The 13470-nt window shown below is 47.3% G+C and carries 17 protein-coding genes; 1 reads left to right on the top strand and 16 read right to left on the bottom strand.

Annotation, left to right across the window (positions count from 1 at the left end; translation table 11 throughout):
- The 11 genes from FMR86_RS19330 to FMR86_RS19380 all read right to left on the bottom strand — a co-directional run.
- Window positions 1-677 (bottom strand): type IV secretion system protein (locus tag FMR86_RS19330; RefSeq protein ID WP_163353054.1); only part of this gene is annotated, 677 nt, incomplete at its 3' end.
- A gap of 2 nt (window positions 678-679) precedes the next feature.
- Window positions 680-1492 (bottom strand): P-type conjugative transfer protein TrbJ, encoded by an 813-nt coding sequence (gene trbJ, locus FMR86_RS19335; RefSeq protein WP_163353055.1) that lies wholly within the window; start codon window positions 1490-1492, stop codon window positions 680-682.
- Window positions 1489-3912 (bottom strand): conjugal transfer protein TrbE, encoded by a 2424-nt coding sequence (locus FMR86_RS19340; protein ID WP_163353056.1) that lies wholly within the window; start codon window positions 3910-3912, stop codon window positions 1489-1491. The genes trbJ and FMR86_RS19340 overlap by 4 nt, the downstream gene beginning before the upstream one ends.
- Window positions 3909-4208: a conjugal transfer protein TrbD gene (gene trbD, locus FMR86_RS19345; protein WP_163353057.1), complete on the bottom strand. Its 300-nt coding sequence runs from the start codon at window positions 4206-4208 to the stop codon at window positions 3909-3911. Before trbD ends, FMR86_RS19340 begins: the two co-directional genes overlap by 4 nt.
- Window positions 4205-4525 carry a TrbC/VirB2 family protein gene (locus tag FMR86_RS19350; protein WP_163294220.1) on the bottom strand — a complete coding sequence of 107 codons (321 nt, stop codon included), beginning with the start codon at window positions 4523-4525 and terminating at the stop codon, window positions 4205-4207. Before FMR86_RS19350 ends, trbD begins: the two co-directional genes overlap by 4 nt.
- Entirely contained in the window at window positions 4512-5471 is a 960-nt protein-coding gene (trbB, locus tag FMR86_RS19355) for a P-type conjugative transfer ATPase TrbB (RefSeq protein WP_203545032.1), read from the bottom strand. The genes FMR86_RS19350 and trbB overlap by 14 nt, the downstream gene beginning before the upstream one ends.
- On the bottom strand, window positions 5471-5884 hold the full coding sequence (locus tag FMR86_RS19360; RefSeq protein WP_163353059.1) for a hypothetical protein: 414 nt from the start codon (window positions 5882-5884) through the stop codon (window positions 5471-5473). Before FMR86_RS19360 ends, trbB begins: the two co-directional genes overlap by 1 nt.
- Window positions 5885-5890: 6 nt before the next feature.
- Window positions 5891-6610, bottom strand: coding sequence for a conjugal transfer protein TraL (locus FMR86_RS19365; RefSeq protein WP_163353060.1), 720 nt, complete (start codon window positions 6608-6610; stop codon window positions 5891-5893).
- A 14-nt stretch (window positions 6611-6624) separates the two neighbouring features.
- Window positions 6625-6972 carry a TraK family protein gene (locus FMR86_RS19370; protein ID WP_163353061.1) on the bottom strand — a complete coding sequence of 116 codons (348 nt, stop codon included), beginning with the start codon at window positions 6970-6972 and terminating at the stop codon, window positions 6625-6627.
- The gene (locus FMR86_RS19375; RefSeq protein ID WP_163353062.1) at window positions 6959-7147 is read right to left on the bottom strand and encodes a hypothetical protein; all 189 of its coding nucleotides are present in this window, start codon (window positions 7145-7147) and stop codon (window positions 6959-6961) included. The genes FMR86_RS19370 and FMR86_RS19375 overlap by 14 nt, the downstream gene beginning before the upstream one ends.
- Before the next feature lie 293 nt (window positions 7148-7440).
- Window positions 7441-7605, bottom strand: coding sequence for a hypothetical protein (locus FMR86_RS19380; RefSeq protein WP_163353063.1), 165 nt, complete (start codon window positions 7603-7605; stop codon window positions 7441-7443).
- Between the two features lie 442 nt (window positions 7606-8047).
- On the opposite strand from FMR86_RS19380, the gene FMR86_RS19385 reads away from it, so the two are divergent.
- Window positions 8048-8320 carry a hypothetical protein gene (locus tag FMR86_RS19385; RefSeq protein ID WP_163353064.1) on the top strand — a complete coding sequence of 91 codons (273 nt, stop codon included), beginning with the start codon at window positions 8048-8050 and terminating at the stop codon, window positions 8318-8320.
- Window positions 8321-8576: 256 nt separating this feature from the next.
- On the opposite strand, the gene FMR86_RS19390 is transcribed toward FMR86_RS19385, so the two are convergent.
- From FMR86_RS19390 to FMR86_RS19410, 5 genes are all read right to left on the bottom strand, one after another.
- Window positions 8577-9182 carry a PepSY domain-containing protein gene (locus tag FMR86_RS19390; RefSeq protein WP_163353066.1) on the bottom strand — a complete coding sequence of 202 codons (606 nt, stop codon included), beginning with the start codon at window positions 9180-9182 and terminating at the stop codon, window positions 8577-8579.
- 108 nt (window positions 9183-9290) lie between these two features.
- The gene (locus FMR86_RS19395; protein ID WP_163353067.1) at window positions 9291-9629 is read right to left on the bottom strand and encodes a YciI family protein; all 339 of its coding nucleotides are present in this window, start codon (window positions 9627-9629) and stop codon (window positions 9291-9293) included.
- A gap of 102 nt (window positions 9630-9731) precedes the next feature.
- Window positions 9732-11171 carry an LssY C-terminal domain-containing protein gene (locus FMR86_RS19400; protein WP_163353069.1) on the bottom strand — a complete coding sequence of 480 codons (1440 nt, stop codon included), beginning with the start codon at window positions 11169-11171 and terminating at the stop codon, window positions 9732-9734.
- Window positions 11172-11177: 6 nt separating this feature from the next.
- A complete protein-coding gene (locus FMR86_RS19405; RefSeq protein ID WP_163353070.1) occupies window positions 11178-11903 on the bottom strand; it encodes a glycosyltransferase in 726 nt (241 codons plus the stop codon).
- 214 nt (window positions 11904-12117) lie between these two features.
- Window positions 12118-13323, bottom strand: coding sequence for an arabinose transporter (locus tag FMR86_RS19410; RefSeq protein ID WP_163353071.1), 1206 nt, complete (start codon window positions 13321-13323; stop codon window positions 12118-12120).
- Window positions 13324-13470: the final 147 nt, after the last annotated feature.

The raw sequence follows: 13470 nt of genomic DNA on the forward strand, positions 1-13470 counted from the left end.
AAGGCGTACTTGATGAAGTTGATGGCGTAATCTCTGGTGATCTTGGAACCGCTGAAGCCGAGCAGGATGATCCCCGCATTGAGGACGATGTAGGCTTCGCATTTTACAAGAATTACCTGCGCGGCAATCATGGAAAAGCTGATGCAGATGGCAATGGCGACCAGCACCAGCCCGGCGGATTTGGCTATGTCCCAGCTCATGCTTGAAAGCATGGTGTCGAAGACCTGAACCCCGGCCAGAAAGATGCTGCCAGCCGTCACCGGCGGGGCTCCAAGTTCCTGCGCCGTCTTGCTCAGCCCGATAATGATCTGATTGGTCCATTCCTTGTAGTAAATGAGTATGGCGAACATCAGTCCGGCATAGAGCATGAGCATGATGAATTCGGCCATGGCTTCATCAATTCCGGTCTGTTTCGTGGCTATACGAAAGCCCAAAAAGCAGACATCCAGAATCAGGAGAAGTCTAAACAGAACCTTGGCGTGCTCGGTGAGCAGATCATCCCATTTACCGGCCTTGGCATGGAATTCCGTTGCGATGCGGGAGAGTATCTGCGTGTCGGCTGTGGCTGTGCCAGCCACCGAAGCGTTTGCAGATGCGTCAGCAGCCATGAACAGAACCAGCAGGGCGGAGAAGATAAAGCCCGCAAAGAGAATGAAACGATAGTTTACAGCAACCATGGCTAGAATCCGAGCGGCTCCGGGCCAGCTTCTTTTTTACAGGCTTCGCCGTAGGTGGGGGCAAAGAATTTCTCGCTATCCTGCCGCAGAATTTGCTGATCCTTTTCCTTCTTGGCTTCGATCATGGACTGATTCTGAATCTGGGTAGCCAGCAGCGCACGGAGTTTGCGGATTTCCTGAATCTGAACACTGCTGAGCTGGTTGGCAGCTTCAAGGGCCTGCATGCGTCCTTCCGGGGTGCTGAGCAGACCTTCAATGTAGGAATCAAATTCCGCAGAATCGCTGATTTCCTGCAACTGACTGCCGGAAAGTTTGAACGTGGCCTTGGTGGCGGCATCCACTCTTTCAGACCATTTGGACCAGTATTCCTTGTATTTCTTGGTGAACTTGGCGTTGGGTTGGCCGACCAGTCTTTTGGCGGAATTGAAGTCCGGGTACTGGGCCTCGTAAATGCCGTCCAGCACCTCAATATCGCCCACAGTGGTGACCAGATTCTTTGAAAGCTGAGCCAGTCTTTTAAAATCCCGGATGACGCTGTTTTTGATGGCAAACGGCAACCGGATCGTGTTCCGAACCATGTTGGTGTACTGCTGGATATTTTGCTGGACCATCATAATCTGCTGCTGGGTCTGCATCATTTCTTCCTTGTAGGTCCGCCACATTGATTCAAGCTGTTCAATGTTTGTGACCCGCTCCAGCATTTGCAGGAATTTGTCACTGCAATTGACGCAGGTCACGGTCATGGCAGAAGCCGGGGATGCGCTGATGATCCCCACGAGCAGAGCTATTGCGGGCGCGACTTGTCGCATTTTCATATAAAATCTCCTTGTCTTTCCTGAAGCCAATGTTTTGGCCATTGCTGACCGTGAGTTTTTGAAAGATCCCGAATCCGGGCCAGACTCGCCTTGTCCGACGACCCCACAAACGAAAGCGCGACCGGGCCGAGAGCCAGCTCAATGAGTCGCCGACCTTCCGGGGAAACCACGTAGTAGTCGCGTTTGGGTGTGGCCGAAGCGATGATTTCAATCTGGCGGGAATTGAGTCCCAGCCCCTGATAAAGTTTGTATTGGGCTTCCTGAATTGCCGCCGGATTAGGCAGGTAGATTTTGGTCGGGCAGGATTCCACCAGCACATCCAGAATCCCGGAACGACATGCATCTGAAAGGGATTGTGTCGCCAAAACCACCGCGCAGTTGACCTTACGCAGAACCTTCAGCCATTCCCGGATTTTTTCCCTGAAAACCTTATGGCCGAGCATGATCCATGCTTCATCAAGGATGAGCAGCGCGGGCTGGCCGTTCAGTGCTTTTTCAATGCGATGGAAGAGATAGAGCAGGACCGGGATGATGTTCTTGTCACCGAGATTCATAAGCTCGTCGATTTCAAAGACCATGAAATCAGAAATGCCGAGATCGTCGGAACTGGCATCAAGCAGCCTGCCCATGGCTCCCTCGCCGGTGTAATGTTTGATGGCCTCGCGCAGTTCTTCGTTTTGCAGGCTGTGGTAAAAGTCGGTCATGGAACGCATGTGTTCAGGGTTATTCCTGATCATGGACATGGCGATATGGATGGCGTTTCTGTGGGCCGGAAGCACGTTCAAGCCCTGCATGGTCGCCAGTGTTTCGATCCATTCTTCCGCCCAGCTTTGTTCAGCATCCGAATCAACGTGCTGGAGCGGAGCAAAAGACAAAAGAGAATCGTCAGCAGCGATTTCATAATGAGATCCGCCAGCACCAAGGCAGAGGGGGAGCATTGATTTGCCTTTGTCGAAGGCAAAAATGGTGGCCTTCTGATAACGACGGAACTGGGCCGCCAGAATTCCCAGCAGTGTGGATTTACCCGCACCGGTAGGGCCGAAAATCAGGGTATGACCGATGTCGTTCACATGCAGGTTCAGCCTGAACGGGGTAGAACCGTTGGTTGCGCAGTACATGAGCGGCGGTGATGAAGGCGGGAACTTGTCCGAAGGATTATGTTCCAGGCCAGCCCAAATTGTAGCCAGCGGGAGCAGGTCGGCCAGATTCATGGTGTTGATGATCGGGCGGCGTACGTTGGCGTATGAATTACCGGGATGTGATCCAAGCCATGCTTCAAGGGCGTTGATTCCTTCGATGCGGCTGGGGAAACCCTGATCAAGCAGTTTGCGGCGCAGCTCTCTGCTGTTTTCTTCCAGCTCGCCCAAGTCGCTGCTCATCAGGACAATTACGGCAGTATAGAAACCGGCACCGACCAGCCCGGACTGAAGTTCTTCAATGGCCTGTTCGGCATCATCTGCCATGCTTCTGGCGTCCCTGTTTTCCTTGGCGTTGGCATTGTCCTTGAGCTGATCCCAGATTTTATAAATCTGTTGCGACCAAGTCTTTCTGAACTTCTCCAATTCCTGCTGGGCCTCGTACTGATCCATGCAGATGAAGCGGGTGGAAAACCTGTATTCAATGGGCAGTGATTCAAAATTGGAAAGCATGGACGGCCAGCTGTCCGGCGGAAAGCCGTCCACAGCCAGAACTTTGATGAACCTGCCGCCGATGCTGGGCTGCAAGCCCCCGGTCAGATCCTGCCCGCCGAGAAGAGCATCAAGATACATAGGCACTTTGGGCAGCAGTATCGGATGCTCTTCACCGGTAAGGCATTTATTCAGCAGAGACAGGAAGGTTGAATAAGTATGCAGGTTCCCGTGTTCGTCCGGGAACTCAATGTCTGCAAGATGAGTCAGTTCCATTGAGAGCGAAAGGGAATCCTCCAGCTCCTGCGCAACTGTCAGGAACTTACCCAAAGCCTTTTCAAGATGATTGACGGCAGCGGCATTTTCGTAAGCAAGACTGCTTAACTTTTGGGTCAAAAATTCAGGCTTATAGGTGATGATCAGATAAGTCTCGGTGGAATAGAATGTCCCGGACGATTCAAAGATATTTCTCCTTTCATCTTCAATGGCTTGAGTGACGAAATCCGGGAAAAAACTTGTCCCGGCGTGCGGATATTCAGTCGCAGTTGAGCGGATAGCCTCAACATGCAGCATCCAGCCGGAATCCAGATTTTTGATGCCGCTGTTCACCCGGCTGCTGACAACAGCCAGTTCTTCAGCAGTACTGGAAGCCGTATCCTGTGCGCGGAATTTCCAGCCGGTCATGAGCGAACCGTCTTTGCAGAGCAGCACGCCGTTATTGATCATGGCCGCGTAAGGCAGCAGGTCCGGGAGTCCTTTCGGTTTGTGGCGGTAATCTTTGAGTGCGATCATTTCAGCTTTGCCCCGCCGATCTGCCACGGAGTGGAACGGGCAGCGTAAAAATTCTGCTGGTTGAAATGACGCAGGCCGATCTTGGAAAGCTGCGGATCAAAGCTAGCGTTTTTTTGCAGGATGAAGACCGTTACAACCCAGAATACAAGGGCAGCACCGCCAGCATAGAGGGTGAATCCTCCAAGAGCGATCAGGATGGCGAACAGCGCGGAATAAAGCAGCGGTTCGCGCTCGGCACCCATGACCAGCGAAGGCCGGTACAGGGAAGCGTGAATGGGGATCTTCCTTCCACTCATACTACCGCCCCGGAGAAGCTGAAGATTGAATCGACAATGGATGCGGCCAGCGCAACAAAGGACATGCCGAATACGGTTTTGAGCAGGGTCTTGAAACCGCCCTCAAGTTCTTCTCTTTTCATGATAAAAGCGATGCCGGAAATACCCATCCCGCCGATGCAGATCCAGCGGCCAACAGGGCCGGTGATGGTGCCGACGACCATTTCCATGGGCGTGCTGAGTTCATTGATTGAGTTGGAAGCAAAGGCCGCGTCAGGCAGAGCAGTCAGCAGGAGTATTGCCAGAAGGGGCAGATATTTATGCTTATTTGTTTTCATCGTAGATGTACTCCAAGATGTATTTTTGATTAACGGGGTCGTATCCGATTACTTCCGCCACTTCGGAGACTGTCCGGCCCTTGCGGGTGCGGCGGATGAATATCAGAAAGTCCACTGCCGAGCCGATCAGTTGCGGCATGGGCGAGGTGGATGCTTCCGAGATAAGTTGCTCAATACGCAGCAGACCTTCTGCCGCAGAGTTGGCGTGAACAGTGGCAATGCCGCCGGGGTGTCCGGTATTCCAAGCCTTGAGCAGGTCGAGGGCTTCGCCCCCGCGCACCTCGCCAACAAGTATCCGGTCCGGGCGAAGCCTCATTGTCGCCCGGACCAATGACTGGATGGAGGTGTACGGAGTGGTGTGCAGAAAAATTGAATTGCGGGACTGACTTTGCAGCTCCGCAGTGTCTTCGATGATGACCAGCCGGTCAGCAGGAGAGACTTCCGAAATTGATTTGATAATGCCGTTGACCAGCGTGGTCTTGCCGGACCCGGTCCCACCTATGACGACAATATTTTTCTTGTCTTTCACGGCGGCCAGAGTCCCTTTCATCACCTCAAGATTCATGATCCCGCTGACCACGTACTCTTCCAAAGGAATTACCCGGCTGGCTTTCTTCCTGATGGTAAAAGAAGCACTGCGCACGACCGGCGGATACAGACCTTCAAAACGACTGCCGTTGAGCGGTTTTTCAGGGGGTAATTCACCCTCAATGATGGGATTTTTGTCGGTAACGGTGGTATTTAGCGCACTGGCAACCAATGAAATGATCATGGCGGTCTGGCTCGAAGCAAGAGCACCTGCGATAACCATTTCTTCACCGAGCTTTTCAATCCAGAGTTTACCGTCCGGGTTGACCATGATTTCAACTACTTGTTCATCTTCAAGAGCTGAAACAATGGTCGGTCCCATGTTGTGCAGCAGGTTCCTGACAAGCCGCTCATCCATCACGAACCCCACACAATGACTGAGATTGAAACGGCAACGGACAACCCGAAAAGAACCCCGGCGAAAATCGCCATGGCCCGGATTGAGCTGATAAAACGGCTCATCTGCTTTTCATGCTCGCTGATCTGGGCCAGACAATTGTCGATGTTGGCTTTGACCGCTTTGCTCAACAGGCTGTTGGTGGATTTGCGCACCTCAGCAGCAAAAGAAGCAACATGGCCGGACATGTCAGCGGAAAGCTTTTGCTGATGTTCGGCCAGCAGCAATTCATACTCATTCAGGGCGGCGCGATGCATGGTCACGGCCATGAGAATGGGATCATTCTCATCAAGCAGCATTTTGTGCTTTTCAGCGATCAAGTCGCGCACGCCCTGAATGGTGAGGGGGGCATTTTCAGAAATCTGCTCAGACATACCGCACTAAAGTCCGCTGTTTGAAAGTTCCTGCTGAACTTCTTTCCAGATCATTTTCAGCCGCTGCCGGGTCATGATCGGAAGGGTGCTTTCCTGCGCTTCATCAAAGGACATCTTTGCTGTGAGCAAATTCTCAAGGTCCTTGCCGAAGGTTTCTTTCTTTTTTTGGGGAAGACGAATCAGTGCGGCAATGCGGTGGGAGTTTTCCCGGTAGACCTTGAAGCTTTCGAAATTTTTGTCTTTCCTGCTGATAGAGCCGAAGTAGTTATTCAACCAGATATAGATGGGAACATGGAATGTTTTAACCAATGAATTTAAGCCAGTAAGAGTGTCAGGTAGAGCCTGTCCGCCGGTAATTACCGTGTGCAGGTTTATCTCTATTCCAGTCTCATCGAGCATTTCAAAAACTTCGTTTTCAGAAAGATAGCTTGCGAGCGGAACAAAGGTGGCCGCTCCGTTATCGATGACCATTTCCGCGTCATCAGGAAGGGCCAGCATGAGTTCAACAAGCTTGTCGAATCTTCTGGGATCGATGTCGTCATCCTTCATAATGTCCAGCGCAGTGACGTTAAAACTTTTGTAACCGGCAAATGTCGCATTCACCGGATCAGTGTCCACGCAGGATATTTCTTTTCCGGATTCGAGAAGATATTGGGTAAGCAGACTGGCAACGAGGCTTTTACCCACGCCGCCTTTGCCTTGCAGAATCATGTTTATTTTCGCCATGTTAATACTCCAGATCAGTCATTTCCGATGAGGTTTTCTTCGACTTCTTCTAAGGTCACTTGATTGTCGTGATTGAATGGTCTTGTTTCCGTGTTATTGGCAGGAGAACCGTCTCCGCCGGTGTCGGGGAGTTTGGAGATGATGGAGACGATTCTTCCTGCTTTGGAGGGTGAGGGATTATTTTTTCTACGAACACCATTCAGGTTGTAGGCGCAAAAATTCTGGTAAGTCATTGTGATCTTATTGCTTTCAACTAAGTGGTCATAGATCATTCTTTTGTTGAATCCATTCTCGTGAAGAGCTTTGATCTCTGGCAGATTTGCTATGATTTCGACTTTTGCGAATCCCTTATTTTTGCTCATCAGGTTCCTCCAAGAGAAGCATGAGAGCTAATTTCCTTTTTGCTTCAGGAAGCCCTTTCACAATCGCATTTCTGAAAGGGCGGTATCCCGAATATCCCAAAGCCTTTGCAGCTTCTTCGTAGGAGTTGAACTTCTTGCGGAGTTGTTTTGCTAAGTATTCGTCGCTGATTGACATGAAGTCTTGCTATGCTAAATTAGCATTTGATGTCAATGCTAATTTAGCATCGACTTGATAGTTGGGATTTGAATGAATGAGAAGGGACGACGGTGATGCGTATGTATGAAAGACGGAAGGCTGAGGCTGGTGCCAGAATGGAGATAGGGCAAAGAAAAACACCGTCTAATAGTAGCATTTTAGACGGTGTTTTGCTGGGCAATTTAATATTGCCTAGTATGATATTTATTTGAATTAGAGTGATTTATTTGTCTGTTTGTAAAACTGTTGATGTGTAAAAAAAAGTTGTGATTTTAGGATGTTTCTGGTGTGCTGGTGGCGTCATCAATGTTTTCTGTGATTTTTTGAATCTCCTTACCGAGGAAGTATAGCAATAGACCTGCCTCCTCATTAACAACTCCAGATAAAAAGTTAATTGTTGCTGCGATCTTATATAGATTTGATATTTCATTTGTCATTAAGTGCTCCAAGCTTAGCTTATGAGTTGTTGTAATTTTTAAAACTTCTAAATTAAATGCTAAAATAGCACTTTGTGTTTAGTTGAGATATGAGAAAAATGTTGAAAAGTAAACCGTGATTTTGAAAAATATTTAATTGCATTGACCGATATTTTATTTGTTTTGAGTGTTTGAGTATCGCAAGGTGCATAAATAATGGCGCAAAATTGTCTCTATTGCTTAGGAGGTTAATCAGCAATAGCTACTTTTTTTTAGTTGAATTAGTGGGAGTTTTGTTTGGTACTAGGAACAACTGATTTTAGTTATAAATAAATCAGCTTTACAATCTGCTGATGCAGATAGGTAAAAATGTGGCAAGTATTTGCGTTTAAGCAAAATTAATATTTAATATTAGTGCTAATTTAGTGTATGATTTCCAGCCGTTTTGGTATAGTATGACTACATGAAAAATTACGAATATGAATTTGAACGTGCCCTAGTTGCTGAAATTGTCGAGACATATCAGAATCAGGGACTTGCACATACTGAATTTGCAAGGCTGATGTATGGAAACACATCAACAGCTCCCAGTAAATGGTGGAAAATACGTGAATGTTCCCCAACAGGAAAGCCGCAGGGATTGCCGGTTTCTGAGGCAGTGAAGGCTGCGGTTGTCCTCAATATTGATGTGGCCAGCCTCTTTTTTAGAGTCCAGGAAAAGATGAAGCCTTCTTAGTACATTACTCTTTCTATATTTGAGTTAGTGGGCTGCCATCTGTTTTAAATTAGCATATTTATTCCGCATGAAATTGCTAGTCATAAAATAGCCTTCCATTGGTATGATGTAATCATTCCAAACTGGAAGGCTTTCTTAGGACTAGCTAAAACTAACTTACTGTCATTTCGAAAATTGTTTTCGTTTAAGTTGGGCAGATGAGATTAAAAACACCCCATCTGCCCTTGAATGAAAGAGTTGTGATTTTCAGCAGTGATCAGGATTCGTCATCGTCCTCTTCGTCCTGTGATTTCCTGCCTACAATGTGGCCGTTTTCCGGATCGATAACAATTCGGACCTGTTTGCCATTGGAGATGAGGTCGATTTCATATCCAGTCCAATTATCCATTTCTTCGATGTGTGCCTGGTACGCAACTCCTTTTTCATATTTCTCCGCTATGGATACTGCTTCCTGCAGGCTTACTTTTTTGCTCTGCAACCCATCATAAAGGTTGGTGATCCGGGCCACGGCACTGTGAATGACTTCAGGGTTACCGACTTTGATAACTTCACCGTTGAAGGCGGAAAGATATACGCTCAGCACTTCTTTGCCGCTCAGCAAGGTTATTTCATATTTTTGAACAGGTGAGTCGTCTTCCAGTTCAACATCAATGGCGATTCCTTTACCGGCTTTTTCTGCAGTTTTAATCAACTGTGGCAAGGTAATCTGGTTATGTTCAAAGTTCCTGATGACCGTAGCCGTCTTGCGATAGCCATCTTCATGATCTCCATGGTCATCTGCCATTAAGGCAACCGGAGTTAAAGCAATTACCGCAGCAATAAGCCCGGCGCCCAAACGTTTGTCTTTCCATTTAAAATTCATAATGATCTCCTTGTTTGTTAAGTCCAGTATGGTGGAAGATGATTACTCCCGTCTTACCTGAACATTATATGGTTATAAGACTTGAAATTATGTAAACCAGAGGGGATTTTAGTGATGAACCAGCCACTTCTTGATCCAGAATCTGCCAATCAGACCCTGGCGGGCAAATGGGTCCTGTGCACAAATAGTTCTTGCTGTTTTCATGTCCTTGGCTTTGAAAGTAATCATTCCGCCGGACCGGTCGCCAAAAGGACCGCCGCCATATCCTTCAAGCTTTAAGGATTTCCAGTATTTTACGTGAGCCGGTACGGTTTCCGAAACGTGTGTAGCTATGCCATCCATAAAGTAATAAAAAACAAATGTTTCACTATTATCTTTTTCATTTGCGCTGCTGATATTAGGAACAGCCAGCAGTAAAGCCAGTAAACAAAAAACACCAAATTTCATTTTGTCTCCTATGTGTTAAATGATCCTGTTTTGACGTCCTTATTTCCTGTTGCCGGGCAACAGAATTGACTGAACGCCTAAAGAGAGACTGCCCTTCAATACTTACACACTGCTTGCGGCAATATTACATGCAGGTAATTTTTGCTTCGGACATTTCGGTGCGGGCTTAGCTGAAAACAGGTCTCCCGCTGAAAATAGACGTGGTGAATTTATGTTTATGTTCTTCTGTGCTGCTGCATTGGAAGTTATCCGGATAACGGCGATTCTGCCGTCAGTGGAGTAGTCGCCCGGTGCTTCCGGGATGATCCGCCTATTGGCTTGAATATACTCAACCGATGCGTGCGGGTATGCTGTCTTGATTAATTCTACGAGCATGTCCCGCGCTGCATCTACGTTGGGGTCGATATCATGAATAAGTGCGAGAATTCCTTTATAGGGTTTAGGTCGAATTTCATCATCCGTGCTCATGGAGCCAGCGTATGTCCGTTCAGGGTATGGACTATCCGCAAGCTCCCACCATCTGACATGGTGCCGGGACATAATGTTGCCTTCAGGATTCTGAAAAGCAGCCAATTGCGGGCTCTGGGCAAGATAGAGGTCGGTCACGGGAGGTATTTTGTTTAAAATGGACCTCCAATAATCGATGATGGAAATCCGGTTTTTGGAAAATGCCATATTTTCCACCCAGCCCATTTTCTGATGAATTTCTTTTAAAGGTAGATCTGTAGCCAGCATGACGTTAATAGGTTGGGCAAGGTAACCTTTGGACATACCGGGATAGACCTTGAATTTTTCCTGAATAAGCCTGGACGTAACTATGGGGACCGCTTTATTTTTGCTATGAGTGGCCCCATAGAAGAACATCCAATAATTCATCAGCATAAAAGCTGAGCACCAGATAATACCATGCATCAGGACTTTTGTCGGCAGTCTCCAATTATGTTGTTTTGTTATTTGGTAAATGATCAGAGAGGCTGAGACAGCAATAATTCCGAATACCATAAGGGGCATGAATTCATGAATTATGCTCTGCCAATGTAATTCAATTCCGCTGCCAAGCAGATAACCGATCACCACAAATTGTGAGACCCCGATGCATACTCCCATAGAGCTGAATAAAGCAAAGCGGCCTGAGGGCATCTGCATGCTTCCGGCGGCAAAGGGTACTACCCAGGACACCGGCCCCAGCAACCTTGAGACAGTTACGCCCGGATAGCCGTATTTGGTCAGAATGTTTTTTGCTTTGCGATAAGCTCTTCGGCGTTGCTGTGATTTACCGGCGACCTTAAGTAGAATACGGTGTCCGCCCCGGCGACCGAGCGTATAGCTGATGAGGTCACCTCCCCAGGCCGAGACATAGACCATGGGCAATAGGAAATGCATTGCTTCAGTGGCAGCAAGATAGCCCGCTGCAATGAAGAAAACTTCCCCATAGACAATGAAACCCAACCCGATAACGGCATCAGCCATAGCTCCGAGGACAATGACGGTAATCCCCATAGGTGTAGCGATAAGATCGCTCAAAAAACCTATCTCATTCATCGTCTTCTACCGGTAATGTCCGAATGAGTATGGAATTTCGTTGTTTCGTATTTCGCCTTTGAAGAGTCTGTATATATTCGCTTTCAGATAGGTCAGGCCTGTTTTGAAAATGCCGTCCTGATTTAATCGTCTGGCATCAAATTCAAATTTTAACGGTGCAACCCTGAACTGGTATACTTGACTGGCTCTTCTTGCATAGTCACAATCCTCACAAAGGCTGATGCTTTCATCAAAACCCCCGATCTCCTGATGGACGGTTTTAGTCGAGAAAATACATGCGCCAACCGCAGTGGGGAAAACCAATTGGGTCAGCTTCATTCCCCAATAAAAAACATTTACTCCAATTTTTACCAGACGGTTTTCATCAGGTGACGCTGTCATGGCACCCGTGCAAACCTTGATTTTTGTTTCAGCGAAGTAGTCGGCAGCTTCTTCAAGAAAAGTGGGGCTAAGGCGTACATCTGCATCAAGGAACAACAGACGTTCATATTTGGCATGCTCCGCACCGGTGTTTCGGCCCAGACTTACGCCTTGTTGTTCCATCTCAATGATTTTGAATTCATTGAAGTCCGGTTCGAATTCCTTTGCTGTTGAAACCGTGGCATCAGAGCTCTTGCTGTCGACAACGATTACTTCGAAACCTTTCCGGGTCTGTTTTTTCAGGTCCGATAAGATGTTGCCGATTCTGGATTCTTCATTAAGTGTGATAATTACAATGCTTACATTATTCATGCGTTTCTCCTTGGTTCAATTTGTTTTATGGGTTCAAATTGAACAATCAGGATTGCGTACGCATTACTGCAGAATTACAGGGGTGTAATTCTGTAAAATTTAGAGTGGGCTTCAAAAATTAATGTTTTTGTCAAAAAAAAACGTCCCCAATCATCATTGTTGCTGACAATTAGGGACGTGTGTTGGAATTATTTAATGTTAAAAATCAGAATAGTTAATTTGATTTTTCTTCGATAACAGTGAGGTTCCGTTTTGGTTTAGGAGTATATCTCATGGATATAACGATTGCCAATCCTGAGGCTGCAGCCATTGCTCCAAGCAAAAAAACTGACGAATAATTGAATGTGTCGGCCAACCAACCGGCAATTGGTGCCGAGAACGCATAGGCAACATCCTGAAATGCGGCAAATCCGCCAAATGCAGTCCCCCTAAGTCCTTGCGGCACCTGTTTAATAACTTCAACTCCCATAGCCGGGAAAATCATGGAACAACCAAGTCCGGTAAGCAAAGCTCCTATCAGGGCAATGGAAACATCCTGCGCCCCCCAAAGAAGTCCTTGGCCCAGCATTTCTACTATGAGCGAGAAGAATGCCAGACCAATACCACCTATTTTGTCAGGTAATCCACTGAAGAGAATGCGGCTAACAACAAAGCCAATACCGAATAAGCTTATACCGTAGCCTGCATATGGCCATCCTTTGCTTTTGAAGTACAAAGAAATAAATGCCCCCAGCACGGCAAAACCGACGCCTTGCAGGCATACCACAGTGCCTTGTTTCCAGATTAAGTGGGTGATTTTGAGAAATGGAACTCGCGGGGCAATATTCATTTGAGGAGATACATCCGCAGCACTTATAAGCAGTCCTCCACCAATTAGCGGTAACAGGGTAGAGATACCCATAACCGCTGCGAAACCATGTTGTTCGTAAATCATTATTCCTATCGGCCCGCCTACGGCAAATGCTCCGTACATAGCTATTCCTACAATTGAAAGAATTCTCCCTGAGTATTGGGGACCGAGCTGTGCTAAATTCCAGCTTGTAAGCCCAACCAGAGTCATGCTTTCTCCTAAACCGAGGATAAGTCTTCCAATGATCAAAACGAAAAAAGCTGTGGATTTCGGAATGCAGCAATAGGCAGATGCCAAGCATACCCCGGCTGCGCTAATGTAATAAAGCAATCCAAGCAGGGTGCATTTTTTAGGGCTGCGTACATCTGCATAAAATCCGGCATAGTTACGCGACAAGATTGTGGATATGAATGCCGCTCCCACGGCAAATCCTCCCAGCCAGTTTGCTAAACCAAGCTCTTGAGCAACGAAGATTGGGACAACAGGAAGTGCGACGGCGACAGAAAGATAGGAAATAAATACGGCAACGCCCATTCGTGCTAGGCATTGTTTAAGAGAATTATTTGGCATAACGCCCTCCAAAATTACTGCACAATCAGGACTAAGGAAGGCATAAAAAAACGCACCCCTGGCCCTGAAAGGACAAGTTGGTGCGTTGGTTGACGTTAACGCTTACGGAACAGACGAATGTCAGTTCATTTGTTTTAATTCTGTATG

The sequence above is a fragment of the Desulfovibrio sp. JC010 genome (assembly GCF_010470675.1).
Classification (GTDB): Bacteria; Desulfobacterota; Desulfovibrionia; order Desulfovibrionales; family Desulfovibrionaceae; genus Maridesulfovibrio.

Excerpts from the sequence above, each read along its gene's own strand:
- trbB (WP_203545032.1), bottom strand. The coding sequence starts at position 5,471 with ATGGATGAGCGGCTTGTCAGGAACCTGCTGCACAACATGGGACCGACC.
- FMR86_RS19360 (WP_163353059.1), bottom strand. The coding sequence starts at position 5,884 with ATGTCTGAGCAGATTTCTGAAAATGCCCCCCTCACCATTCAGGGCGTG.
- trbJ (WP_163353055.1), bottom strand. The coding sequence starts at position 1,492 with ATGAAAATGCGACAAGTCGCGCCCGCAATAGCTCTGCTCGTGGGGATC.
- FMR86_RS19385 (WP_163353064.1), top strand. The coding sequence starts at position 8,048 with ATGAAAAATTACGAATATGAATTTGAACGTGCCCTAGTTGCTGAAATT.
- FMR86_RS19395 (WP_163353067.1), bottom strand. The coding sequence starts at position 9,629 with ATGAAATTTGGTGTTTTTTGTTTACTGGCTTTACTGCTGGCTGTTCCT.
- FMR86_RS19340 (WP_163353056.1), bottom strand. The coding sequence starts at position 3,912 with ATGATCGCACTCAAAGATTACCGCCACAAACCGAAAGGACTCCCGGAC.
- FMR86_RS19405 (WP_163353070.1), bottom strand. The coding sequence starts at position 11,903 with ATGAATAATGTAAGCATTGTAATTATCACACTTAATGAAGAATCCAGA.
- FMR86_RS19375 (WP_163353062.1), bottom strand. The coding sequence starts at position 7,147 with ATGTCAATCAGCGACGAATACTTAGCAAAACAACTCCGCAAGAAGTTC.
- FMR86_RS19390 (WP_163353066.1), bottom strand. The coding sequence starts at position 9,182 with ATGAATTTTAAATGGAAAGACAAACGTTTGGGCGCCGGGCTTATTGCT.
- FMR86_RS19410 (WP_163353071.1), bottom strand. The coding sequence starts at position 13,323 with ATGCCAAATAATTCTCTTAAACAATGCCTAGCACGAATGGGCGTTGCC.
- trbD (WP_163353057.1), bottom strand. The coding sequence starts at position 4,208 with ATGAGTGGAAGGAAGATCCCCATTCACGCTTCCCTGTACCGGCCTTCG.
- FMR86_RS19400 (WP_163353069.1), bottom strand. The coding sequence starts at position 11,171 with ATGAATGAGATAGGTTTTTTGAGCGATCTTATCGCTACACCTATGGGG.
- FMR86_RS19370 (WP_163353061.1), bottom strand. The coding sequence starts at position 6,972 with ATGAGCAAAAATAAGGGATTCGCAAAAGTCGAAATCATAGCAAATCTG.
- FMR86_RS19365 (WP_163353060.1), bottom strand. The coding sequence starts at position 6,610 with ATGGCGAAAATAAACATGATTCTGCAAGGCAAAGGCGGCGTGGGTAAA.
- FMR86_RS19380 (WP_163353063.1), bottom strand. The coding sequence starts at position 7,605 with ATGACAAATGAAATATCAAATCTATATAAGATCGCAGCAACAATTAAC.
- FMR86_RS19350 (WP_163294220.1), bottom strand. The coding sequence starts at position 4,525 with ATGAAAACAAATAAGCATAAATATCTGCCCCTTCTGGCAATACTCCTG.